Below are 22,608 nucleotides of genomic sequence, written 5' to 3'. Positions count from 1 at the left end.
GCAGGCAGTTCGCCGAAACGACCCCTATGCCGCCCGCGCTGCGTTCAGTGCCGCCGCCAGGCGCTCCGGCTCCCGCGTGGACAGATACAGATACGGCGTCGGGTCCGCCGGATCCGTGACCTCCACCCGCAGGGCCGTGGGGATGTAGGCGCGCAGCAGCAGGAAGGCGCGCGGGTCCGCCTTGTACGTGCGCCAGGCGCGCGCCTCCTCGGCGTCGAGTACATGGGCCTCGCCCAGGGCCGACACCGGGATCTTCGCGTCGCCCGCGATCAGCGAGTCGCCCACCACACGGATACGGACCGAGCCGTACGAACTCGCCACCACCGCCGCGACAGCCGTACCGCCTGCCAGGCCGCCCAGCAGGGGCAGCACGCCGAACGGCAGCAGGATCAGGGCCATCGAGACGCCGACCAGAAAGCAGACGAGCCACCAGGTGCGGGGCGCGGTCAGGCGTTCTTCGTAGGGCGAGGCGGAGAGCTGCATGAAGCCAAGCCTGCCACGGTGCTTACGGGCCGCTGACGCGGAGGTAAGGTCTGCGCCTGTGAGTGGTACCTCTTCGACCCTGCGACCCCCGGCCGACGCCGTGGCACCGGTGCGGCACCCGGACGCGCCCGCCCTCGGCGAACTGCTCGGCGCGCACTACGAGCACTGCTTCGGCTGCGGCGGCGGACAGGCGCACGGGCTGCACCTCGCGGCCCGCGCGGGCGAAGGAGTAAAGATCACCGCCGAGTTCACCGTGCAGACCGCCCACCAGGGTGCGCCCGGCCTCGCCCACGGTGGCGTCCTCGCGAGCGCGCTCGACGAGACGCTTGGCTCGCTGAACTGGCTGCTGCGGACGATCGCGGTGACCGGGCGCCTGGAGACCGACTTCGTACGGCCCGTCCCCGTGGACACGGTGCTGCATCTGGAGGCCGAGGTCACGGCGGTCGCCGGACGGAAGATCTACTCCACGGCCACCGGCCGGATAGGCGGCCCCGACGGCCCGGTCGCGGTCCGTGCGGACGCCCTGTTCATCGAGGTCAAGGTCGACCACTTCGTCGACAACGGCCGCCAGGAGGAGATCCAGGCGGCCATGAACGATCCGGACCAGGTCCGGCGAGCTCGCGCCTTCGAGGTGAACCCGTGACCCGACCCGAGCCCTCGAGCCCCGTCGACGTATTGATCAAGCGCGTCGATCCGGACGTACCGCTTCCGGAATACGCGCACCCCGGCGACGCCGGCGCGGATCTGCGGACGACCGAAAGCTGTGAACTCGCGCCCGGCGAGCGTGCCGTGCTGCCCACCGGAGTGTCCATCGCCCTCCCCGAGGGGTACGCGGCCTTCGTGCACCCCCGCTCCGGGCTGGCCGCCCGCTGCGGCGTCGCCCTCGTGAATGCCCCAGGGACCGTGGATGCCGGGTACCGTGGAGAGATCAAGGTGATCGTGGTGAATCTCGACCCGCGCGAGTCCGTGTGGTTCGAGCGCTTCGACCGGATTGCCCAACTCGTCGTCCAGCAGGTCGAGAAGGTGCGCTTCCAGGAGGTTGCGGACCTTCCCGACTCGACACGGGCCGCAGGGGGCTTCGGGTCCACCGGCGGGCATGCCGCCGTGGACGGCACAACGGGTGGGAATCGATACGCTTCGGTCGTATCCGACCGGGAAGGACAGTGACGTGTTCGGACGTCGCAAGAAGGGCAGTGCCGCCGAGGACGCGGCGAGCGAGGCCGAGCAGGTCGACGGCGTTGTTGAGGAAGTCGACACTGAGGCGGACGACGCAGAGCAGGAGCGCGTACGGCTCGAACCGAAGCCGCGCCCCGACGGTCCCTGGGACAGTTCCGAGGTCCGTGATCCGGCCGAGGGCCGGGTCGATCTGGGTGGCCTCTTCGTGCCGGGGGTCGACGGCATGGAGCTGCGTGTGGAGGTCGCGGGCGACGCCATCGTCGCGGCGACCGTGGTGCTGAAGGACAGCGCCGTACAGCTGCAGGCCTTCGCCGCACCCAAGCGCGAGGGCATCTGGGGCGAGGTGCGCGAGGAGATCGCCACCGGCATCACCCAGCAGGGCGGTGTCATCGACGAGGTCGAGGGCCCGCTGGGCTGGGAGCTGCGCGCCCAGGTGCCGGTGCAGCTGCCGGACGGGACCGGCGGTTTCCAGGTCGTACGGTTCGTCGGCGTGGACGGTCCCCGCTGGTTCCTGCGCGGAGTGATCTCCGGGCAGGGCGCGGTGCAGCCGCAGGCGGCCGGGCTGCTCGAACAGATCTTCCGGGACACGGTGGTGGTCCGCGGTGACGGCCCGATGGCCCCGCGCGACCCGATCGTGCTGAAGCTGCCGGAGGACGCGCAGATGGTCGCCGAGGGCGTCCAGCAGGAGGAGCAGGCGGGTTCCCGCTTCTCCGGGGGCATGGGGCAGTTGCAGCGCGGGCCGGAGATCACTGAGGTCCGGTAGACGCGGGCGCACGACGGGACCGATAGACACGGATTTACGGATCTACGACCAGGGGTCGCACCTTCGCCGGGGTGCGGCCCGTCGTCGTACGCGGACATGAGGGCAATGGGGCGCTTATGGGCGAGCCGGGCCGCACCATTGCCCGACCGGGTGCCCGGTGACCATACTGGCGCCCGGCCGACGGGGGAGGAACGGATGAGCGGCAGTGGTGTGATCGCCACCGAGACCATGGTGCGCGTCGAGAACGTCCACCGGTCGTACGGGACGGGAGCCACCGCCGTACACGCCCTTCGCGGGGTTTCCTTCCATGTGCCGCGCGGCGAACTCGTCGCCCTCAAGGGCCGTTCGGGATCCGGCAAGACGACCTTGCTGAACCTCGTCGGCGGGCTCGATGAGCCGGACGAGGGGCGGATCACCGTGGACGGGCTCGACCTGTCCGGGCTCGGGGAGGAGGGGCTGCTCCGGCTGCGCCGCGATCGTATCGGCTTCGTCTTCCAGTCCTTCGGGCTCATCCCGATCTTGACGGCCGCCGAGAACGTCGGCGTCCCGCTGCGGCTGCGCCGGGCCCATCCGCGCGAGCGCGAGGAGCGCGTCGAGCTGCTGCTCGCCCTGGTCGGTCTGGCCGATCACGCGGCGCAGCGGCCCGGTGAGCTCTCCGGTGGTCAGCAGCAGCGGGTGGCCATCGCGCGTGCTCTCGCCAACCAGCCCTCGCTCCTCATCGCCGACGAACCCACCGGCCAGCTCGACGCGGAGACCGGCCTCGCCGTGATGGAGCTGCTGCGCGCGGTCGTGCGCAGCGAGCAGGTCACCGCGCTGGTCGCCACGCACGATGCCGCGCTGCTCGACCTGGCGGACCGGGTGCTGGAGCTGAGCGACGGCGAGATCGTCGAGCACTGAGCCTTGGTCCTGAGGCGCACAGGGCGGGCATCAGGGTTGCGTCAAAGACGTCTCCGGGCCCGCTTTCCGAGGCGTGGGCGCCGATGATTGGCCGTAAGGTCGACGCAGCGTGTGCGGCTGTTACGGGAAGACAATGGGACCATGGGACGCGGCAGGCTTCGGATCTATCTCGGTGCGGCGCCGGGCGTCGGCAAGACGTACCGCCTTCAGCAGGAGGCCGAACAGGCCCGCACGCTGGCGGAGGGCAACCGGATTCGTACGGCGCTGCTGGCCGCCGTAAGCCATGATCTGCGCACTCCGCTGGCCGCGATCAAGGCCGCCGTGTCGTCGCTGCGGTCCGATGACGTGGCCTGGTCCGAGGAGGACGAGGCCGAGCTCCTGGAAGGGATCGAGGCGGGCGCCGACCGGCTTGACCACCTGGTGGGCAATCTCCTGGACATGTCCCGGCTGCAGACCGGGACCGTCACGCCGTTGATCCGGGAGATCGACCTGGACGAGGTGGTCCCGATGGCGCTGGGCGGCGTACCCGAGGACAGCGTCCAACTGGAGATCCCCGAGACGCCGCCCATGGTCGCAGTCGATCCGGGGCTGTTGGAGCGGTCGGTCGCCAACATCGTTGAGAACGCCGTGAAGTACAGCCCCGACGGCGAGCCGGTGCTGGCGGCCGCCAGCACGCTCGGAGAGCGCGTCGAGGTGCGGGTGGTGGACCGCGGGCCCGGCGTTCCGGACGAGGCCAAGGAGCGGATCTTCGGGCCCTTCCAGCGCTATGGGGACGCTCCGCGCGGTGCCGGCGTGGGCCTCGGGCTCGCGGTCGCCCGTGGCTTCGCCGAGGCGATGGGCGGCACGCTCGACGCCGAGGACACTCCCGGTGGCGGCCTCACCATGGTGCTCACCGTCCGGGCGGGGCCGTCCCGTTCCGGACGACCCGCAGAACTCGCACAACCCGCAGAACCGGAAAGGCAGGCTTCATGACCCGCGTCCTCGTGGTCGACGACGAGCCGCAGATCACCCGAGCCCTCGTGATCAACCTCAAGGCGCGCAAGTACGAGGTCGACGCGGCCGCCGACGGCGCCACCGCGCTCCAGCTCGCGGCCGCCCGCCACCCCGACGTGATCGTGCTCGACCTGGGCCTGCCCGACATGGACGGCGTCGAGGTGATCAAGGGGCTGCGGGGCTGGACGCGCGTACCGATCCTGGTGCTGTCCGCCCGGCACTCCTCGGACGAGAAGGTCGAGGCCCTCGACGCAGGCGCCGACGACTACGTCACCAAGCCCTTCGGCATGGACGAGCTGCTCGCCCGGCTGCGGGCCGCCGTCCGCCGCGCGGAGCCGAACGGGGCGGGCGAGGACGAAGTGATCGTGGAGACCGAGGACTTCACCGTCGACCTGTCCGCCAAGAAGGTCAACCGGGCGGGGCGCGATGTGCGCCTGACCCCCACGGAGTGGCACCTCTTGGAGGTGCTCGTGCGCAATACGGGCCGCCTGGTCAGCCAGAAGCAGCTGCTCCAGGAGGTCTGGGGGCCCTCGTACGGGACGGAGACGAACTACCTGCGGGTGTACATGGCTCAGCTGCGCAGGAAGCTGGAGGGGGATCCTTCGCATCCGCGGCACTTCATTACCGAGCCGGGCATGGGTTACCGGTTCGAAAGGTGAGCTGCAAGGCGGCCGGGGGTCTGGGGGTTGCCCCCGGGGGATGCAGCATCACGGAGCCGGGGATGGGGTACCGGTTCGAGAGGTGAGTCGATTCGAGCGTTAGTTCTATGGGTAAGTCCAGGGGGTACGAAGCTGTCAGCGGCCCCCGGTACGCTTCAGACATGAGTGCTGTTCCCCGTTCCGAAAGGCCGCCGGGCCGGTTCCGGCGGATGCTCGACCGGCTCTCCTCGTCGCAGGAGGACCTCGAGTCGGAGGAGCTGCGCGAAGACACCGAGACCGCCGGCTGTACGCGTATCGGTGACGCACATGACCGACAGATAGTGACCGTTACTGGTACCTTGCGCACGGTCACGCTGCGCCCGAGGGCCGGTGTCCCGGCTCTGGAGGCCGAGCTGTTCGACGGTTCGGCCGCCCTGGACGTGGTGTGGCTCGGCAGGCGCTCCATCGTGGGAATCGAACCGGGGCGCAAGCTGATCGCATCGGGCCGGATCTCGATGAGCCGGGGCCGCCGGGTGCTGTTCAATCCGAAGTACGAACTCAGACCCCTCGGACGGGAGTAGCCGGTGACGTCGCTCGACAAGCCGACCGAAGACGACGCCCATGACTCGCGGGCGGTGACGGAGGCCGCGCTCTTCGAGGCGTTCGGCGGTCTGCGAGGCATGATCGAGACGGTCTTGCCCGGCCTGCTCTTCGTCACGATCTACACGGTCAACAAGGATCTGCACTCCGCGGCCATCGCGGCCCTCGGGGTATCTGTGCTGCTCGTCGTGGTGCGGCTGGTCATGAAGGACACCGTCAAGCACGCCTTCAGTGGCGTTTTCGGGGTGGCCTTCGGCGTGGTCTTCGCGATGATGACCGGCAACGCCAAGGACTTTTATCTGCCGGGCATGCTCTACACGTTGGGGCTGGGGCTCGCGTACATCATCACGACGCTTGCGGGTGTGCCGCTGATCGGGCTGATCCTTGGGCCGGTGTTCAAGGAGAATCTGTCCTGGCGGACGCGTAATCCTGGGCGCAAGAAGGCGTACGCCAAGGCTAGTTACGCGTGGGGGGCGATTCTGCTTGCCAAGTGCGCGATTCTGTTTCCGCTGTACTGGTGGGCGGATACGACGCAACTGGGCTGGGTGCTCGTTGCGTTGAAGATTCCGCCGTTCCTGTTGGCGGTTTGGCTTACCTGGGTCTTCCTGGCGAAGGCGCCTGCGCCTATTGATGTGTTCGCCGAGATGGAGGCGGAGGAGCGGGCGGAGAAGGAACGCCAGGCTGCGCAGCGGGCTGGCGTCGAGAAGTAGATCGCCCCCGCCGCCCCTACCCGTCCCATCCCCGGGGCTCCGCCCCTGGACCCCACTGGGGCTGCGCCCCAGACCCCCATCGGCCTGAACGGCCTCGTCCTCAAACTCCCCCAGCTACCTCCCCCAGCTACCGCTGGGGGTACCCCCAGAGGTGCCCCCAGACGGGCTGAAAAAAGAAAGACGGCGCCCCGACTTGCCGGGGCGCCGTCTTTCTCAGGCAATCAGCCGACCGCATCCTCCCGCCGCACCGACAGCAGATCCTCCAGCTGCTCCTCCCTGGCCTGGGCCGCCACGAACAGCAGCTCGTCGCCCGCCTCCAGGGAGTCCTCCCTTGTGGGGGTCAGGACTCGGGTGCCGCGGATGATGGTGACCAGGGAGGTGTCCTCGGGCCATTCCACGTCGCCTACCCGGGTGCCTGCCAGGGCCGATTCCGGGGGGAGCGTCAGCTCTACGAGGTTGGCGTCGCCGTGGCTGAAGCGGAGGAGGCGGACCAGGTCGCCTACGCTGACCGCCTCCTCTACCAGGGCCGACATCAGGCGGGGGGTCGAGACGGCTACGTCGACGCCCCAGGACTCGTTGAACAGCCACTCGTTCTTGGGGTTGTTGACGCGGGCGACAACGCGTGGAACGCCGTATTCCGTCTTTGCCAGCAGGGAGACGACGAGGTTGACCTTGTCGTCTCCCGTGGCGGCGATGACGACGTTGCAGCGCTGAAGCGCTGCCTCGTCCAGCGAAGTGATCTCGCAGGCATCGGCCAGCAGCCACTCCGCCTGCGGTACGCGCTCGACCGAGATCGCGGTCGGCGCCTTGTCGATCAGCAGGATCTCGTGCCCGTTCTCCAGCAGTTCGCCCGCGATCGAGCGGCCCACCGCACCGGCACCGGCAATGGCGACCCTCATCAGTGACCGCCCTCCTCGTCAGGGCCCTTGGCGAACGCCGCCTCGACCTTGTCCACGTCGTCCGTACGCATCATCACGTGCACCAGATCGCCCTCCTGCAGCACCGTCTGCGAGCTCGGCAGGATCGCCTCGCCGAGGCGGGTCAGGAAGGCGACGCGTACGCCGGTCTCATCCTGGAGCTTGCTGATCCGCTGGCCCACCCAGGCTGTCGAGGCGTGCACCTCGGCGAGCTGTACGCCGCCGGTGGGGTCGCGCCACAGCGGCTCGGCCCCCGCAGGCAGCAGCCGGCGCAGCATCTGGTCGGCGGTCCAGCGGACGGTGGCGACGGTCGGGATGCCCAGGCGCTGGTAGACCTCGGCGCGGCGAGGGTCGTAGATGCGCGCCGCGACGTTCTCGATGCCGAACGTCTCGCGGGCCACCCGGGCGGCGATGATGTTCGAGTTGTCGCCGCTGGAGACGGCGGCGAAGGCGCCCGCCTCCTCGATGCCCGCCTCGCGCAGGGTGTCCTGGTCGAAGCCGACGCCGGTGACACGACGGCCGCCGAACCCGGAGCCCAGTCGTCGGAAGGCGGTGGGGTCCTGGTCGACCACGGCGACCGTGTGCCCCTGTTGCTCCAGGGTCTGGGCGAGAGCGGAACCGACTCTCCCGCAGCCCATGATGACGATGTGCACGACCGTCCTTCCGATGTCAATTGTTACTGCTCACGGAGTTACTGCTCAGGCTGAACAAGGTCTCCAACAGGGTCTCAGACCGATGCCCAAGCTACACACGCGCGGTCCGCGGAGGGCACCCCTGTGCACGCTCGCCCATGGCCCGTCGTGATCAGCGGCGGCCGATGCTGCGGATGCTGACGACGGTCAGGACACCGAGGCCGAGGAGCGCGGCGGCGGCACCGATGAATTCCGCGGTGGCTGGCGTCATGAGGTCTCCAGGAGGGCTGGTAGGCGAGGTTTTGTCATATAGACATGGGGATGCCGTCGGTGCCGGAACCCGCTGCATCACTCGTACCTCAATTCACTCGTAGGGCAGACGTCGGGTGGCGGGTGGGCGCCCCATACCCCGACGGCTTACGATCCTCAGCGTGTCCAAACTGACCGACCTGCCCAAACGGATCCTCATCGGGCGCGCACTGCGCAGCGACCGGCTCGGAGAAACGCTCCTGCCGAAGCGCATCGCCCTCCCGGTGTTCGCCTCCGATCCGCTCTCCTCCGTGGCGTACGCGCCGGGCGAGGTGCTGCTGGTCCTGTCCATCGCGGGCGTGTCGGCTTACCACTTCAGCCCCTGGATCGCGGTCGCGGTCGTGGTGCTGATGTTCACGGTGGTCGCTTCGTACCGGCAGAACGTGCACGCGTACCCGAGCGGCGGCGGCGACTACGAGGTGGCCAACACCAACCTCGGCCCCAAGGCCGGTCTCACCGTCGCCAGCGCACTGCTCGTCGACTATGTGCTCACCGTCGCCGTGTCGATCTCCTCCGGCATCGAGAACCTCGGCTCCGCGATCCCCTTCGTGGTCGAGAACAAGGTGCCGTGCGCGATCGCCGTCATCGTGCTCCTCACGCTGATGAACCTGCGCGGGGTCAAGGAGTCCGGGAGGCTCTTCGCGATTCCGACGTACGTCTTCGTCACGGGCGTCTTCGCGATGATCGCCTGGGGCGCGTACCGCGGTCTCGTCCTCGACGACACCATGAGGGCGCCGACCGCCGGCTTCGAGATCGAGGCGGAGCAGCAAGGGCTCGCGGGATTCGCGCTCGTCTTCTTGCTGCTGCGGGCCTTCTCCTCCGGCTGCGCGGCGCTCACCGGCGTCGAGGCGATCAGCAACGGCGTCCCGGCGTTCCGTAAACCCAAGTCCAAGAACGCCGGGAACACGCTGGCGATGATGGGTCTGCTCGCGGTCACCATGTTCTGCGGAATCATCGGCCTGGCCATGGCGTCGAACGTACGCATGGCCGAGCACCCGGCGACCGACCTGCTGGAGAACGGCGTCGCGGTGGGCGCCGACTACGTCCAGAACCCGGTGATCTCGCAGGTCGCCGAGGCCGTCTTCGGTGACGGCAGCTTCATGTTCATCCTGCTCGCCGCGGCCACCGCGCTGGTGCTCTTCCTCGCGGCCAACACCGCGTACAACGGCTTCCCGCTGCTCGGCTCGATCCTCGCGCAGGACCGCTACCTGCCCCGCCAGCTGCACACCCGCGGCGACCGCCTCGCCTTCTCGAACGGCATCGTGCTGCTCGCCGGCGCCGCCGGACTGCTGGTGTGGATCTACGGCGCCGACTCGACCAAGCTGATCCAGCTCTACATCGTCGGCGTCTTCGTCTCCTTCACGCTCAGCCAGACCGGCATGGTCCGGCACTGGAACCGCCACCTGGCCACCGAGCGCGACCCGGCCGTACGCCGCCGCATGTACCGCTCCAGGGCGATCAACACCTTCGGCGCCTTCTTCACCGGCCTCGTGCTGGTCGTCGTACTCAGCACCAAGTTCACGCACGGCGCCTGGGTGGCGCTGCTCGGCATGGTGATCTTCTACGTGACCATGTCCGCGATCCGCAGGCACTATGACCGCGTCGCCGAAGAGATCGCCGCCCCGGAAGGGCCGAGCGACGACGTCGTACGCCCCTCGCGCGTCCACTCGGTGGTCCTGATCTCCAAGATCCACCGCCCGACGCTGCGGGCCATCGCCTACGCCAAGCTGATGCGCTCGCACACCCTGGAGGCGCTCAGCGTCAACGTCGACCCGGCCGAGACCAAGGCACTGCGGGAGGAGTGGGAACGGCGCGGCATCGACGTACCGCTGAAGGTCCTCGACTCCCCGTACCGCGAGATCACGCGGCCGGTCATCGAGTACGTGAAGAACCTGCGCAAGGAGTCCCCGCGCGACGCGGTCAGCGTGATCATCCCGGAGTACGTGGTCGGCCACTGGTACGAGCAGTTGCTGCACAACCAGAGCGCGCTCAGGCTCAAGGGGCGGCTGCTGTTCACGCCGGGCGTGATGGTGACGTCCGTGCCGTACCAGCTGGAGTCCTCCGAGGTGGCCAAGCGACGGGCCCGGAAGCAGCAGGAGTGGAACGCGCCGGGTGCCGTGCGGCGCGGTCCCGCGGAGGAACGGCCCAAGGAGCCCAGCACTCCCAAGGGCTGATGGAGGCGTATGGAGTCGTACGGACTCGTGTCGAACGGCCGGGCGGGGCCCACGTAGACTGGTGGGCTGTTGTCCGGCCGTTCCCCTTTTCGCATCTGGAGTCACCCCGCCATGCAGGCAGAACCGAAGAAAACGCCGGCGGGGTCGCTCGTGGGGCAGGAGTACGAGGTCGAGATCGGGCCCGTCGCCCATGGCGGGCACTGCATCGCCCGTACGTCAGAGGGGCGGGTCCTCTTCGTCCGGCACGCGCTGCCCGGTGAGCGGGTCGTCGCGCGGGTGACGGAGGGCGAGGAGGACTCGCGCTTCCTGCGCGCGGACGCCGTGACGATCCTGGAGGCGTCCAAGGACCGGGTCGAGGCGCCCTGCCCGTACGCCGGTCCCGGCCGCTGCGGCGGCTGCGACTGGCAGCACGCCAAGCCGGGTGCCCAGCGGCGCCTGAAGGGCGAGGTGATCGCCGAGCAGCTGCAGCGGCTCGCGGGCCTGACGCCCGAGGAGGCCGGCTGGGACGGCACGGTGATGCCCGCCGAGGGCGACAAGGTGCCCGCCGGCGAGGTGCCCGCCTGGCGTACGCGCGTGCAGTACGCGGTGGACGACTCCGGGCACGCCGGTCTGCGGCGGCACCGTTCGCACGAGGTCGAGCCGATCGAGCACTGCATGATCGCGGCGCCGGGTGTCAGCGAGCTGGGCATCGAGCGGCGCGACTGGTCAGGCATGGAGTCGATCGAGGCGATCGCTGCGACGGGCTCCCAGGACCGGCAGGTGATCCTGACGCCACGGCCCGGCGCCCGGCTGCCGATCGTGGAACTGGACCGGCCGGTGTCGGTCATGCGGGTGGAGGAGAAGGACGGGGGCGTGCACCGCGTCCATGGCCGCCCCTTTGTGCGCGAGCGCGCGGACGACCGTACGTACCGGGTCGGCAGCGGCGGCTTCTGGCAGGTCCACCCGAAGTCCGCGGACACACTGGTCAAGGCGGTCATGCAGGGCCTCCTGCCACGCAAGGGCGAGACGGCCCTCGACCTGTACTGCGGCGTAGGCCTCTTCGCGGGCGCCCTCGCCGACCGCCTCGGCGACAAGGGCGCGGTGCTCGGCATCGAGTCCGGCAAGCGCGCGGTGGAGGACGCTCGCCACAACCTCGCCGCCTTCGACCGCGTCCGCATCGAACAGGGCAAGGTCGACACGGTACTGCCGCGCACAGGCATCACCGAGGCCGACCTGATCGTCCTGGACCCGCCGCGTGCGGGCGCCGGAAAGAAGACGGTCGGGCTTCTTACGGGGCTGGGGGCGCGGCGTATTGCGTATGTGGCGTGCGATCCGGCGGCGTTGGCTCGGGACTTGGGGTACTTCCGGGAGGGCGGGTATCGGGTGCGGACGCTTCGGGCGTTTGATTTGTTTCCGATGACGCATCACGTGGAGTGCGTGGCGATTCTTGAACCCGCCGGAAAGGGCCGCTGACCTGCGGTTCAACGAGTGCGCAAGATGCTCGTTGTGTGCGCTACGGGCGACATCTTGACGCTGACAGCGCTGAGTGGGCTTACCGCGACGGGCGGGCACGTGGTGCGTCGCGACACGTGACACGTGCCCGCCGTTGGCTACAGGCTTCTCACCACCACACGGTCGCCGCAGAGCTTGCGCAGGTCGTCCTCGTCGGAGGTGAAGACGGTGACCGGCCCCGGCTGTCGCAGGGCGACGGCGGCCAGAGCGGCGTCGATGGCGTACTTGTGTCCGTGGAGACCGGCCTCCCTGAGGAGAACGATGGCCTCCTGGGCGATTTCCTCGGTGACCGGCTCGACACGGATGCGGGAGAGCGCCCAATGCCATGCCGGGACGTACGTGCGCACGTCGTACGCCTCGATCAGCGTCATGGAGGTCGTCATGACGCGGATGCCGAGCTGACGGGCCTCCTTGAACCGGACGCCCATGCGGCGCTCGCCGCGCACCCACCGGGACAGGCCCTCGCAGTCCAGCAGGTGGACAGCATCTCCCTTCACACTGCGGCTCCGTGCTGCTCGTGCTCGGGTGCTGACTCGACCGGCTCGCCTGCGGCCACTCGCCGGGCGCGGGCGAGTTCGGCATGTTGCCGCTCGATCTCCCGCTGTTCGGCCTGGGCCTCGGCGAGCTCCTCCTCGGTGATCTCGCCGTACTCTTTCTCCCACCATTCGACCGCTTCCCCCAGCCGGTCCTGCTCCCGCTGACGCTCTATGGCGTGCGTGACGTATCGGCTGAAAGCACCGGGGCCCACCTCGGCACGGATCGCCTCGGCCAGCTCTTCCGGGAGCGTGACGGTGTACTTCTTTGTTGCCATACCACTGACCATACCGATGGCTTGGGGTGGCGACCAACCTGTTTGGGACGGTTTCACGCGATCGAGGGCGCGCCGCGTCCGCGAGTGCCCCCCGGAGTCGCAGGCGCCGGATGGGGACTAGCGTCGTGGCTGTCGTCAGCAATAACCGGCAGCAACATCCAGGGAGTAACGCATGGCGAAGATACTTTTCGTGATGACCGGCGCCGATCAGTGGACGCTGGCCGACGGGAGCACGCATCCCACCGGCTTCTGGGCCGAGGAGGCCACCGTCCCCTACGAGGCCTTCAAGGCTGCCGGGCACGAGGTCACCGTGGCCACGCCCGGTGGTGTCGTGCCGCCTGTCGATCGTGCCAGCCTGAGCCCCGAGGCCAACGGGGGTGCGGAGAACGCGGCGGCGGTTCGGGGTGTTGTGGAGGGCGTCGCCGAGTTCCGTAGTCCGATCGCGGTGGCCGATGTGCGTCTCGATGACTTCGACGCGGTGTACGTTCCCGGCGGGCACGGGCCGATGGAGGATCTGGCGGTCGACGTCGACTCCGGGCGTCTGCTCGCCCGGGCGGTGGAGAGCGGCATGCTGGTGGGTGTGGTGTGCCACGGGCCTGCCGCGTTGTTGGCCGCGACGAAGGATGACGGTGCCAACGCATACGCCGGTTACCGGGTCACCGCCTTCACCAACGCCGAGGAGCGGCTGGCCGGCACCGCGGAGAAGGCCAAGTGGCTGCTCCAGGACCGGCTCATCGAGGCCGGGCTGAAGGTCGAGGTCGGGGAGCCTTGGGCGCCGCACATCGAGGCCGACCGGAACGTCGTCACCGGGCAGAACCCCGCCTCCTCCGGCCCGCTCGCGGCCGAGTTGCTCAAGAGGCTCGGCTGAGCCGAACAGGGCCGGCCCAGGCCGACCGCGACCAACGCACCGTATATACAGGGAAGTTGACGTCATGACCGACCAGCTCACCGTGGGCGTTCTGGGCACCGGGATCATGGGTGCCGCGATGGCCCGTAACCTCGTCAAAGCCGGGCACACCGTACGTGCCTGGAATCGCACCCGTGCCAAGGCCGAGCCCCTGGCGGGCGACGGGGTGCAGATCGCCGGTACTCCCGCCGAGGCGGTGTCCGGTGCCGATGTCGTGCTGACCATGCTGTACGACGGGCCGGCCGCCCTGGAGGTCATGCGCGAGGCGGCGCCCGCGCTGCGTCCTGGCATGGCCTGGGTGCAGTCCACCACCGCCGGGATCGAGGGCGTCGGTGAGCTGGCCGGTTTCGCACGCGCCCACGAGCTGGTCTTCTACGACGCGCCCGTGCTGGGCACCCGGCAGCCCGCCGAGGCCGGCCGGCTGCAGGTCCTGGCCGCGGGGCCGGTCGAGGGCCGGGACGCGGTGACACCCGTCTTCGACGCGGTGGGCGCCCGTACGTTGTGGACCGGTGAGGACGGCGCGGCCGGCAGCGCGACCCGGCTGAAGCTGGTGGCGAACAGCTGGGTTCTCGCGGCGACGGCGGCGACCGGTGAGGTGCTTGCGCTGTCCCGGGCGCTGGGTGTGGACCCGCAGAGCTTCTTCGACGTCATCGACGGTGGCCCGCTCGACATGGGGTACCTGCGGGCCAAGGCCGGGCTCATCCTGGGCGGTCAGCTCTCCCCGGCCGCGTTCGCGGTGGCGACCGCCGCCAAGGACGCCCGACTGATCGTCGAGGCGGGCGAGCAGCACGGCGTACGCCTCGACGTCGCCGCCGCAAGCGCCGCCCGCATGCAACGCGCCGCCGCCCAGGGCCACGCCGACGAGGACATGGCCGCCGCGTACTTCGCCAGCTTCGACGCCGACTCCGAACCCGCTCTTGCACCCGGCGAGGGCCTGTCTACCTGAGGCCGCGAGCTGCCGCGTGCGGCGCCGGGTCCGATCCCGGTTTCGCACGCGATGCAGCGCCCGGCGAGGACGGTCCACTTGAGGCCGCGTACTGCCGCGCGCGGCGTCGGCTCTGAACCCGGTCTTGCACCCGGCGAGGGCCTGTCTACCTGAGGCCGCGAGCTGCCGCGTGCGTCGCCGGGTCCGATCCCGGTTTCGCACGCGATGCAGCGCCCGGCGAGGACGGTCCACTTGAGGCCGCGTACTGCCGCGCGCGGCGTCGGCTCTGAACCCGCTCTTGCACCCGGCGAGGGCCTGTCTACCTGAGGCCGCGTACCGCCGCGTGCGCCGCCGGCTCAGCACCCGATCCCGATCCCGACGAGGACGCGTCCACCTGAGGCCGCGAGCTGCCGCGTGCGGCGCCGGATCCGAACCCCCTCTCGCACCCGACGCCGCACCCGACGAGGTCCCTTCCACCCGAGTCCGCGTACAGCCGCGCACTCAGGGCCCGGCGTCGTACTCAGGCTCCCGGGTCGTACCCAATCCCCGTCACGCCCCCCGTCACCCCGCCACCGGAAACCCCTTCGTCCGGAACACCTTCCGATCCGCGTCCACCGCGAACACCTCGCAACCCTCCCGGGCGGCGGCCCAGTCGATGCCCTCCGGGCCCATCGCGAAGGCCGCCGTTGCCGTGGCGTCCGCCTCCGTTAGGGAGGGGGCCACGACCGTGACACTCAGGAGGCCCGTGGCCGGGAGGCCGGTGCGGCCGTCGATGATGTGGTCGCCTCGTTCGTAGCGGGCGGAGGTGGCCACGGCGTGGTCTGTTACGTCCAGGATCGTGCAGAGCTTGTCGGGCTGTTCGGGGTGCCGTACGCCCACTCGCCATGGACCGCCGGCCGCTACCACGTCGCCGCCGGCGTTCAGGCAGAACCGGGACGCGCCGGTCGCCGTCACCAGGTTCGCCGCCCGGTGTACCGCCCAGCCCTTGACCATGGCGCAGGGGTCGAGGCCGCGACCGGGCAGCCGTACGTCGAAGGCGCCCCCGGTCGCGACCCGGTACCGCTCGCACAGGTCGAGGATCTCCCTCAACTCCGGGCTGACTTCGTCGAGTTCGAGCTCACCGCGGTCGAGCCGCGACACCTCGCTGCCGGGCTTGAAGGGGCTGAACCGTTCGTCGACCTCGCGCAGCCAGTCGAAGGCCCGGTCCGCGGCCTCGGCGGCGTCCCCTTCTCCCTCGTCCATCCGTACGGAGATCGGGAACCCCATGATGTGCTCGACCCGGCGCACGCTCAGCCCCTCAGCCCTTCGCGTCGATCGCGGCCTGGAGGGACTTGACGTAGCCCTCGCTGGTGATCGTGGCGCCGGACACCGTGTCGATGTCGGCGCTCTGCGCCTCGAGCGTCGACTCGATCAGCTTCGGCACGGCGGCTTCGGTCTGCGGGTGGTTCGGCTGCTGCAGCATCCGTACGGAGCTGATCGTGTGGCCCTCGAAGGTCACCTCGACCTGCACAGGGCCCTTCTCGGTGTTGAGCGTCGACCCCGCGATGACCTGGTTCGACGTGCCCGAGCCGGAGGACCCCGAAGAGCCCGAGCCTGACGAAGCAGACGCGGAAGGCGCCGGTGCCGCGACCTCGGTGCTCGACGACGCGGTGTCGGTCGACGGTGCGTAACGCCAGACCGGGATCAGGGCCGCGGCGCTCAGGACCAGGACAGGTAGTGCTCGCTTCATGGTGTGGTCCCCCTTATCCGGCCAGGCTGAAGCGTTCGAAGTGGATCTGCTGCTTGGGCACGTCCAGGTCGCGCAGGGTGCGCAGGACGGCGCCGGTCATGCCGGGAGGGCCGCAGACGTAGACGTCCCGGTCGGCGATGTCCGGGACGAGCCGGGTCAGTTCGGTCGCCGACAGCTTGTCCGGGGTGGCCGGGCCGCTGACCAGGAACAGATGGGCGCCCTTGGCGTGGGCCAGTTCGCGCAGCTCGTCGTAGAGCACCGCGTCCTGGTCCGTGGCCACCCGGTAGATGACGGCGGCGTGGCCGTGCAGGTCCTCCAGCAGGGCCCGGATCGGGGTGACGCCGACGCCGCCGGCGATGAGCAGGGCGTCGGGCCGGGTCCGGTGCATCGTGGTGAAGGCGCCGTACGGGCCCTCGGCGAACACCCGCGTGCCGACCTTCAGATGCCGCAGCGCCTTCGTGCCGTCGCCGGCCGCCTTCGCGGTCAGCCTCAGGCTCCGGCCGTCGGGGGCGGCGGACAGCGAGAAGGGGTTGGCCTGCCACCAGCGGCCCTTGGTCATGAACCGCCACAGGAAGAACTGGCCGGCCCGCGCGGGCAGCCGGTCCAGATCGCGGCCGGTGATGTAGACCGACACGACGTTGTCGGACTCGGGGACGACGGCCGAGACGCGCAGCTGGTGCCGCCAGTTGCGCCACAGCGGCAGTACGAGCCGGCCCACGAAGACCGAGCCGAGCGCGACACCCCACAGCGCGTACCAGTACGCCGTGGCCGTCGAGTTCGTCGCGAAGGTCGTGCCGGCCGCGACCTGGTGCGTGAACGCCAGCACCACCGCGACGTATGTGTAGAGGTGGATGAAGTGCCAGGTCTCGTATGCCAGCCGACGCCGGGCCCAGCGTGCCGAGACCGCGCCGATGACGATGATCAGCCCCAGGGCGACGACGGCGCGCAGCACGCCCTCGACGGTCTCGGCGAGGTCCACGAGCTGGCTCACCGGGTCCAGCGACGAGGACTGGGCGTAGCCGAAGGTGATGAACACGCCGTGCCCCAGCAGCGACCACAGCAGGCCGAAACCGACCCAGCGGTGCCAGGAGGTCAGCCGGTCCATGCCGATCCGGTGGTCGAGCCACGGCAGCCGGGCGACGAGCAGCAGCTGGAAGGCCATCAGGAGGGCGGCGTACAGGCCGGTCAGCCGCCCCAGGACGATGAGGGCGTTCGAGTTGAAGCCGGCCTGGATGAAGAAGGCGGTCACCACCGCGAGGTTCGCGGCCAGCAGGGCGTAAAGGCCGGTGCGGGCCACCACCTTGGGGCGTATCGCCGGTGTGGGGGGTCTGACGTGTTGGACAGTCGTCACGGGACGGCAACTCCTCGATCAATGATCCGGGGATACCGAGCCTGCCTGGTGGGAGCTGTCGTTTAGCTGTCTGACAACTTTCAAGTTTTTATCGATGTGAGTCTTGGAGAGCGGACGGCTATGGCGTCAGGAGCCATGTGAAGCACTATGAGCGAGTGGAAAAAGTACGTCTTCTCGTGGTGGACGACGATCCGCCCATCGCCGACCTGGTCGCCACCGTTGCCCGCTATGAGGGCTGGGACGCGGTCACCGCGTACTCCGGTGAGGAGGCGCTGCGGCAGGCCACGGAGTTCCACCCCGACATCGTGGTGCTCGACCTGATGCTCCCCGACCTGGACGGATTCGGTGTCCTGGACCGGCTGCGGCTGTCCGGGACGATGGTGCCCGTCGTGTTCCTCACCGCCCGCGACGGCGTCGCCGACCGGATCGCGGGCCTCACCCGGGGCGGCGACGACTACCTGGTCAAACCGTTCGCGGTGGAGGAGCTCATGGCCCGGCTGCGCACCGTACTGCGCCGCAGCGCGGGTCCCGGCTTCCAGCGCTCCGTGCTCCAGGTCGCCGACCTGACGATGGACGAGGACACCCGCGAGGTGCGGCGGGGCGAGAAGCTGCTGACGCTCACCCCGACCGAGTACGAGGTGCTCCGCTATCTGATGCGCAAGTCGCCGACCGTGCTGACCAAGGCGCAGATACTCGACCACGTCTGGGAGTACGGCTTCGGAGGCCGCTCCAACGTCGTGGAGCTGGTCGTCAGCAGGCTGCGCCGCAAGCTCGACGGGCCTGAGGAGGGCGCCGACGGCCGGACGCCGCTGATCCACACCGTGCGGGGCGTCGGGTACGTGGTGCGGCAGGTCGCCGAGTGATCGGCCGGCTGAAGGGCGCCTATCGCAAGATGCGCCTGGGCACCCGGCTCGCGCTGGGTCTGGGTGTGCTGTCCCTGATGGTGTTCGCGGTCGTCGGTACCGGGCTGACGACATATATGCGGGACTACCTGTCGACGCAGCTCGACGAACAGCTGGCGCAGGGGCAGATCGCCCAGTCCAAGAACATCGAGGAACACGGCACGCTCACGGGAAAGAAGTACTACAGCTGGTTCTACGCCGTGTACGACGTGTCGGGCGGCAAGCCCGTCCTCCGCAAGCCCGAGGACCCCGGCGACCTGCCGAAGGACGTCGGCAGCTTCACCGCGGTGGCCCGCGCGCAGATGTCCTCGGACACGGAAGTCCTGCGCACCGACGATCTCACGGGCAAAGGCAGCTACCGGCTGCGCGCCTGCGAGTTCGAGCCCGGCACCATCCTGGTCAGCGCCGCACCCATGCACGGCATCGACGCCACGGTGGGCCGGCTGGTCCTGATCCAGGCGGTCGCCTTCGGGCTCGCTCTTCTCGCGCTCGTGGTGTCGGGCCGGGGGATGCTGCGGCGCGGTCTGAAGCCGCTGAGCGACATAGCGCACACGGCCCGCGGCATCACCTCGCACGACCTGACGGACTCGGCACGGCTGCCGGTACGACACGACGGGCGCAGCGGCGGCCCCGAGGTCGAGGAGCTGCGCACCGCGTTCAACACCATGCTGGAGCACATCGACGACTCGCTCGCCGTCCGCACGGAGGCCGAAAAGCGGCTGCGCCGCTTCGTAGCCGACGCCTCGCACGAGCTGCGTACGCCCCTGATGTCGGTGCGCGGCTACGCCGACCTGTTCCAGTACGCGGCGGCCAACGATCCCGAGGAGCGGGACAAGCACCTGGCCCGGCTGCGAACCGAGGCCGCGCGGATGGGCGTACTGCTGGACGACCTGCTGCTGCTCGCACGCCTGGACGCCGCCGATGTGGAGGCACCGCTGCGGCTGGAGGAGGTGGACCTGGTGGAGCTGGTGCAGCAGGCGGCCGACGCCTTCCGCGCGGGCCGGACGGACCACCCGCTGACCGTCACGGCCGGTCCCGACCCGGTCAGGCTGCGGCTCGACCCGCTGCGCATCCGGCAGGTGCTGGACAACCTGCTCTCCAACGCCGCCGTGCACACCCCGGCCGGTACGAAGGTGTCGGCCGAGGTGTGCGTCGAGTCGGGCATGGCGGTCGTACGGGTCACCGACGCCGGACCCGGCATCCCGGCCGCCGACCAGCACCGTGTCTTCGACCGCTTCTACCGCGTCGACAAGGCCCGCAGCCGCGACCGGGGCGGCAGCGGCCTCGGACTCGCGGTCGCGCGCTCACTGGCCCGCGCCCACGGCGGCACCCTCGATCTGATCAGCTGCCCGGGCTCGACGACGTTCACGATCAGGCTTCCGCTCGGACGGAAGACCGAAGAGTAAACGAAATCGTTGACAATCTTGTTCGCCTAGATTTACGGTCGACAGGCACTCACTCAGGGAGAGACCGTGGCGAACGAGGCCAGGCCGAGCAGCGGAGAGCAAGCCAAGCAGCACGCGCTGGCGCGGCTGCGGCAGGCGATCCTGCGCGGTGAGATGTCACCGGCCCAGCGGCTGGTGGAGAACGAACTCGCCGAGCAGTTCGGTGTGACACGGGCCAGTGTGCGCGCCGCCCTGATCGATCTGGCGGCCGAGGGCCTGGTCGAGCGGATCCCCAACCGCGGCTCACGGGTCCGCCTGGTCACGGTCGAGGAAGCGGTCGCCATCACCGAGTGCCGCATGGTCCTCGAAGGGCTGTGCGCGGCCAAGGCCGCCGTCGAGGCCACCGACGACCAGCTGACCGAACTGGCCGACCTCGGCACGGCGATGAGCAAGGCCGTCGCCGACGGCGAACCGATGACCTACTCCGGCCTCAACCAGGAACTGCACGCCAAGATCCGCCAGTTCTCCGGCCAGCAGGTCGCCGGAGAGCTCCTGGACCGGCTCAACGCCCAACTGGTCCGCCACCGTTTCCAGTTGGCGCTGCGCCCCGGCCGCCCCCAGCAGTCCGTGAACGAACACCTGGCCATGATCGAGGCGATCAGGTCCCGGGACCCCCAGGCCGCCGACGCGGCCGCCCGCGCCCACCTCGCGAGCGTGATCGACGCGCTGCGCGAGGGGGATTGACGGCGATGACGACCGGCGGGCCGGAGGAGGTGCGCTGCATGCTGATGCGCGGCGGCACCTCCAAGGGCGCGTACTTCCTCGCTGGTGACCTGCCCGCCCAACCCGCCGTACGAGACGAGCTGTTGCTGCGCGTCATGGGCAGTCCCGATCCGCGCCAGATCGACGGGCTCGGCGGTGCCCGCCCCCTGACCAGCAAGGTGGCCGTGGTGTCTGCCTCGGCAGACCCCGCCGTGGACGTCGACTACCTGTTCCTCCAAGTCGGCGTCGAGACCAGCGAGGTGTCCGACCGTCAGAACTGCGGCAACCTGCTCGCCGGAGTCGGCCCCTTCGCCGTGGAGCGCGGGCTCGTCGCCCCAGCGGACGGCGAGACGTCCGTACGGATCCGCATGCTCAACACCGGGGGACTCGCCACCGCGACCTTCCCCACCCCTCGTGGACGTGTCGCCTACACCGGCTCCGCCGAGATCTCCGGCGTGCCGGGCACCGCCGCTCCCGTGGCCATCGAGTTCCCGCCGGACGGCAGCCCGTTGCTGCCCACCGGCAAGGTGCGCGACACCCTCACCGGCATCCCTGTGACCTGCGTGGACAACGGCATGCCGACCGTACTGATCGCCGCCTCCTCCCTGAAGATCACCGGCTACGAGGACCCGGAGGACCTGGAGAAGGACCCGGCCCTCGCCGACCGGCTCCGTGAAATCCGCCTGGCGGCGGGCCCGTTGATGGGCCTCGGCGAGGTCGAGGGCACCACCGTTCCCAAGCTCAGCCTGCTGGCCCCGCCCGTACACGGTGGCGCGGTGATGACGCGCACCTTCCTCCCGGTCCGCTGCCACACATCCATCGGCGTCCTGGCCGCCGCGAGCGTCGCCGCCGGGCTGCGGATCGAGGGCGGCGTCGGCCAGGACGTGGCCGAACTCCCGGCGGCGGGGGAGCGGTTGCGGATCGAGCACCCCACCGGGTTCCTCGACATCGAGGCCGGCGTCGACGTCAGGGGCCCTCACCCGGTGGCCCGCCGGACCGCTGTCGTACGCACCGCACGCAAGATCTTCGACGGCACCGTATTCGCCCGCCCGGCCGGCACCGCGTCCCGTCCCTGAACAACTCCCTTTCCAAGGAGCCCCGATGACACCGCCCCTCGGCGACATCGCCCACCTAGGCCACGTCGAACTCCTCACCCCCGACCTGGACCGCAGCCTCGCCTTCTTCACCGACTACCTCGGCCTCACGGTCAACGGCGAACGCGGCGACTCCGTCTACCTGCGCACCTGGGACGACTACGAGCACCACAGTCTGGTCCTCACCGCGCACCAGACCTCCGGCATCCGCCGCACCGCGCTCCGCACCTCCAGCGAGGAGGCCCTGCAACGCAGGGTCAAGGAGCTGGCGTCCGCGGGCCACGAGGGCCGCTGGACGGAGGACGAGCCCGGCCTCGGTCCGCTCTACGTCACCACCGACCCGGACGGCCACGAGATCGCCCTGTACTGGGAGTCCGAGTGGTACCAGGCCCCGGAGGCCCTCAAGCCGGGCCTGAAGAACCAGCCCCAGGCCAAGCCGGGCCACGGCGTGGCCGTACGCCGCCTGGACCACGTCAACTATCTCGCCGCCGACGTCGCCGTGAACGCCGACTTCCAGCAACACGTCCTCGGCGCCCGCCCGACCGAGCAGATCCGGCTCGACAGCGGCAGGATCGCCGCGAAGTGGCTGACGTTCACCAACAAGTCGTACGACGTCGTCTACACCGAGGACTGGACCGGCTCACGCGGCCGGCTGCACCACATCGCGTTCGCCACCGACACCCGCGAGGACATCCTCCGCGCCGCCGATCTCGCCCTGGACACGGGCGTGTTCATCGAGACGGGCCCGCACAAGCACGCCATCCAGCAGACGTTCTTCCTGTACGTCTACGAGCCGGGCGGCAACCGCGTCGAACTGTGCAACCCGCTCACCAGGCTCGTCCTCGCCCCGGACTGGCCCCTGATCAGCTGGAGCGAGGAAGAGCGCAAGAAGGGCCAGGCCTGGGGCCTGAAGACCATCGAGTCCTTCCATACGCACGGCACGCCACCGGTCGAGTAAC

At 69.8% G+C, this 22,608-nt stretch carries 25 protein-coding genes; 17 read left to right on the top strand and 8 right to left on the bottom strand.

Annotated elements, in window-relative coordinates:
• Window positions 1-24: 24 nt before the first annotated feature.
• Window positions 25-483 (bottom strand): DUF3093 domain-containing protein, encoded by a 459-nt coding sequence (locus OHT21_RS11250; protein ID WP_328768133.1) that lies wholly within the window; start codon window positions 481-483, stop codon window positions 25-27.
• A 58-nt stretch (window positions 484-541) separates the two neighbouring features.
• Between OHT21_RS11250 and OHT21_RS11245 the strand changes: the two genes are divergently transcribed.
• The 8 genes from OHT21_RS11245 (at window position 542) to OHT21_RS11210 (ending at window position 6,260) form a co-directional block, all read left to right on the top strand.
• Window positions 542-1,126, top strand: coding sequence for a PaaI family thioesterase (locus OHT21_RS11245; RefSeq protein ID WP_328768132.1), 585 nt, complete (start codon window positions 542-544; stop codon window positions 1,124-1,126).
• Window positions 1,123-1,650 (top strand): dUTP diphosphatase, encoded by a 528-nt coding sequence (gene dut, locus OHT21_RS11240; RefSeq protein ID WP_328768131.1) that lies wholly within the window; start codon window positions 1,123-1,125, stop codon window positions 1,648-1,650. Before OHT21_RS11245 ends, dut begins: the two co-directional genes overlap by 4 nt.
• Before the next feature lies 1 nt (window position 1,651).
• Entirely contained in the window at window positions 1,652-2,422 is a 771-nt protein-coding gene (locus OHT21_RS11235) for a DUF3710 domain-containing protein (protein ID WP_328768130.1), read from the top strand.
• A gap of 195 nt (window positions 2,423-2,617) precedes the next feature.
• On the top strand, window positions 2,618-3,319 hold the full coding sequence (locus tag OHT21_RS11230; protein ID WP_328768129.1) for an ABC transporter ATP-binding protein: 702 nt from the start codon (window positions 2,618-2,620) through the stop codon (window positions 3,317-3,319).
• Between the two features lie 111 nt (window positions 3,320-3,430).
• Window positions 3,431-4,291, top strand: coding sequence for an ATP-binding protein (locus OHT21_RS11225; RefSeq protein WP_443050342.1), 861 nt, complete (start codon window positions 3,431-3,433; stop codon window positions 4,289-4,291).
• Entirely contained in the window at window positions 4,288-4,971 is a 684-nt protein-coding gene (locus OHT21_RS11220; RefSeq protein ID WP_189324733.1) for a response regulator, read from the top strand. Before OHT21_RS11225 ends, OHT21_RS11220 begins: the two co-directional genes overlap by 4 nt.
• Window positions 4,972-5,132: 161 nt before the next feature.
• Window positions 5,133-5,531 (top strand): OB-fold nucleic acid binding domain-containing protein, encoded by a 399-nt coding sequence (locus OHT21_RS11215; protein ID WP_328768128.1) that lies wholly within the window; start codon window positions 5,133-5,135, stop codon window positions 5,529-5,531.
• A gap of 3 nt (window positions 5,532-5,534) precedes the next feature.
• Window positions 5,535-6,260, top strand: a complete 726-nt coding sequence (locus tag OHT21_RS11210) for a DUF3159 domain-containing protein (protein ID WP_165342140.1) — start codon at window positions 5,535-5,537, stop codon at window positions 6,258-6,260.
• 221 nt (window positions 6,261-6,481) lie between these two features.
• Here the strand turns inward: OHT21_RS11210 and OHT21_RS11205 are convergent, their stop codons facing one another.
• On the bottom strand, window positions 6,482-7,159 hold the full coding sequence (locus OHT21_RS11205; RefSeq protein ID WP_033318827.1) for a potassium channel family protein: 678 nt from the start codon (window positions 7,157-7,159) through the stop codon (window positions 6,482-6,484).
• Complete coding sequence (locus tag OHT21_RS11200) at window positions 7,159-7,830, bottom strand: potassium channel family protein (protein WP_328768127.1); 672 nt, start codon at window positions 7,828-7,830, stop codon at window positions 7,159-7,161. Before OHT21_RS11200 ends, OHT21_RS11205 begins: the two co-directional genes overlap by 1 nt.
• A 410-nt stretch (window positions 7,831-8,240) precedes the next feature.
• Between OHT21_RS11200 and OHT21_RS11195 the strand changes: the two genes are divergently transcribed.
• Both OHT21_RS11195 and OHT21_RS11190 read left to right on the top strand, forming a co-directional pair.
• Window positions 8,241-10,292, top strand: a complete 2,052-nt coding sequence (locus OHT21_RS11195; protein ID WP_328768126.1) for an APC family permease — start codon at window positions 8,241-8,243, stop codon at window positions 10,290-10,292.
• 111 nt (window positions 10,293-10,403) lie between these two features.
• Window positions 10,404-11,744 carry a class I SAM-dependent RNA methyltransferase gene (locus OHT21_RS11190; protein WP_328768125.1) on the top strand — a complete coding sequence of 447 codons (1,341 nt, stop codon included), beginning with the start codon at window positions 10,404-10,406 and terminating at the stop codon, window positions 11,742-11,744.
• Window positions 11,745-11,881: 137 nt separating this feature from the next.
• On the opposite strand, the gene OHT21_RS11185 is transcribed toward OHT21_RS11190, so the two are convergent.
• Window positions 11,882-12,280 (bottom strand): PIN domain-containing protein, encoded by a 399-nt coding sequence (locus OHT21_RS11185; protein ID WP_328768124.1) that lies wholly within the window; start codon window positions 12,278-12,280, stop codon window positions 11,882-11,884.
• Window positions 12,277-12,594: a hypothetical protein gene (locus tag OHT21_RS11180; protein WP_328768123.1), complete on the bottom strand. Its 318-nt coding sequence runs from the start codon at window positions 12,592-12,594 to the stop codon at window positions 12,277-12,279. The genes OHT21_RS11185 and OHT21_RS11180 overlap by 4 nt, the downstream gene beginning before the upstream one ends.
• Before the next feature lie 172 nt (window positions 12,595-12,766).
• Between OHT21_RS11180 and OHT21_RS11175 the strand changes: the two genes are divergently transcribed.
• Both OHT21_RS11175 and OHT21_RS11170 read left to right on the top strand, forming a co-directional pair.
• Window positions 12,767-13,462 (top strand): type 1 glutamine amidotransferase domain-containing protein, encoded by a 696-nt coding sequence (locus OHT21_RS11175; RefSeq protein ID WP_328768122.1) that lies wholly within the window; start codon window positions 12,767-12,769, stop codon window positions 13,460-13,462.
• Window positions 13,463-13,526: 64 nt separating this feature from the next.
• A complete protein-coding gene (locus OHT21_RS11170) occupies window positions 13,527-14,447 on the top strand; it encodes an NAD(P)-dependent oxidoreductase (RefSeq protein WP_328768121.1) in 921 nt (306 codons plus the stop codon).
• 540 nt (window positions 14,448-14,987) lie between these two features.
• On the opposite strand, the gene OHT21_RS11165 is transcribed toward OHT21_RS11170, so the two are convergent.
• From OHT21_RS11165 to OHT21_RS11155, 3 genes are read right to left on the bottom strand one after another with little or no spacing between them, the layout of a single operon-like run.
• Complete coding sequence (locus OHT21_RS11165) at window positions 14,988-15,713, bottom strand: FAD:protein FMN transferase (protein ID WP_328768120.1); 726 nt, start codon at window positions 15,711-15,713, stop codon at window positions 14,988-14,990.
• A 10-nt stretch (window positions 15,714-15,723) separates the two neighbouring features.
• Window positions 15,724-16,155 carry an FMN-binding protein gene (locus OHT21_RS11160; RefSeq protein ID WP_328768119.1) on the bottom strand — a complete coding sequence of 144 codons (432 nt, stop codon included), beginning with the start codon at window positions 16,153-16,155 and terminating at the stop codon, window positions 15,724-15,726.
• A gap of 13 nt (window positions 16,156-16,168) precedes the next feature.
• Window positions 16,169-17,506, bottom strand: coding sequence for a ferredoxin reductase family protein (locus OHT21_RS11155; RefSeq protein WP_328768118.1), 1,338 nt, complete (start codon window positions 17,504-17,506; stop codon window positions 16,169-16,171).
• 155 nt (window positions 17,507-17,661) lie between these two features.
• On the opposite strand from OHT21_RS11155, the gene OHT21_RS11150 reads away from it, so the two are divergent.
• From OHT21_RS11150 to OHT21_RS11130, 5 genes are all read left to right on the top strand, one after another.
• Window positions 17,662-18,369, top strand: a complete 708-nt coding sequence (locus OHT21_RS11150; RefSeq protein ID WP_328768117.1) for a response regulator transcription factor — start codon at window positions 17,662-17,664, stop codon at window positions 18,367-18,369.
• On the top strand, window positions 18,366-19,814 hold the full coding sequence (locus OHT21_RS11145; RefSeq protein ID WP_328768116.1) for a sensor histidine kinase: 1,449 nt from the start codon (window positions 18,366-18,368) through the stop codon (window positions 19,812-19,814). Before OHT21_RS11150 ends, OHT21_RS11145 begins: the two co-directional genes overlap by 4 nt.
• A gap of 66 nt (window positions 19,815-19,880) precedes the next feature.
• Entirely contained in the window at window positions 19,881-20,537 is a 657-nt protein-coding gene (locus OHT21_RS11140) for a GntR family transcriptional regulator (protein ID WP_165342390.1), read from the top strand.
• A 5-nt stretch (window positions 20,538-20,542) separates the two neighbouring features.
• Window positions 20,543-21,631 carry a 4-oxalomesaconate tautomerase gene (locus tag OHT21_RS11135; RefSeq protein ID WP_328768115.1) on the top strand — a complete coding sequence of 363 codons (1,089 nt, stop codon included), beginning with the start codon at window positions 20,543-20,545 and terminating at the stop codon, window positions 21,629-21,631.
• A gap of 25 nt (window positions 21,632-21,656) precedes the next feature.
• Entirely contained in the window at window positions 21,657-22,607 is a 951-nt protein-coding gene (locus tag OHT21_RS11130) for a catechol 2,3-dioxygenase (RefSeq protein WP_328768114.1), read from the top strand.
• Window position 22,608 lies beyond the last annotated feature (1 nt).

This window comes from Streptomyces sp. NBC_00286 (assembly GCF_036173125.1).
Taxonomy (GTDB): domain Bacteria; phylum Actinomycetota; class Actinomycetes; order Streptomycetales; family Streptomycetaceae; genus Streptomyces.
This window is presented reverse-complemented; position numbering and strand designations above follow the sequence as displayed.

What these genes read in the sequence shown, in the direction of transcription:
- OHT21_RS11250 (WP_328768133.1), bottom strand. Translation starts at nt 483, where the DNA reads ATGCAGCTCTCCGCCTCGCCCTACGAAGAACGCCTGACCGCGCCCCGC.
- OHT21_RS11230 (WP_328768129.1), top strand. Translation starts at nt 2,618, where the DNA reads ATGAGCGGCAGTGGTGTGATCGCCACCGAGACCATGGTGCGCGTCGAG.
- OHT21_RS11220 (WP_189324733.1), top strand. Translation starts at nt 4,288, where the DNA reads ATGACCCGCGTCCTCGTGGTCGACGACGAGCCGCAGATCACCCGAGCC.
- OHT21_RS11215 (WP_328768128.1), top strand. Translation starts at nt 5,133, where the DNA reads ATGAGTGCTGTTCCCCGTTCCGAAAGGCCGCCGGGCCGGTTCCGGCGG.
- OHT21_RS11205 (WP_033318827.1), bottom strand. Translation starts at nt 7,159, where the DNA reads ATGAGGGTCGCCATTGCCGGTGCCGGTGCGGTGGGCCGCTCGATCGCG.
- OHT21_RS11190 (WP_328768125.1), top strand. Translation starts at nt 10,404, where the DNA reads ATGCAGGCAGAACCGAAGAAAACGCCGGCGGGGTCGCTCGTGGGGCAG.
- OHT21_RS11180 (WP_328768123.1), bottom strand. Translation starts at nt 12,594, where the DNA reads ATGGCAACAAAGAAGTACACCGTCACGCTCCCGGAAGAGCTGGCCGAG.
- OHT21_RS11175 (WP_328768122.1), top strand. Translation starts at nt 12,767, where the DNA reads ATGGCGAAGATACTTTTCGTGATGACCGGCGCCGATCAGTGGACGCTG.
- OHT21_RS11170 (WP_328768121.1), top strand. Translation starts at nt 13,527, where the DNA reads ATGACCGACCAGCTCACCGTGGGCGTTCTGGGCACCGGGATCATGGGT.
- OHT21_RS11160 (WP_328768119.1), bottom strand. Translation starts at nt 16,155, where the DNA reads ATGAAGCGAGCACTACCTGTCCTGGTCCTGAGCGCCGCGGCCCTGATC.
- OHT21_RS11135 (WP_328768115.1), top strand. Translation starts at nt 20,543, where the DNA reads ATGACGACCGGCGGGCCGGAGGAGGTGCGCTGCATGCTGATGCGCGGC.
- OHT21_RS11130 (WP_328768114.1), top strand. Translation starts at nt 21,657, where the DNA reads ATGACACCGCCCCTCGGCGACATCGCCCACCTAGGCCACGTCGAACTC.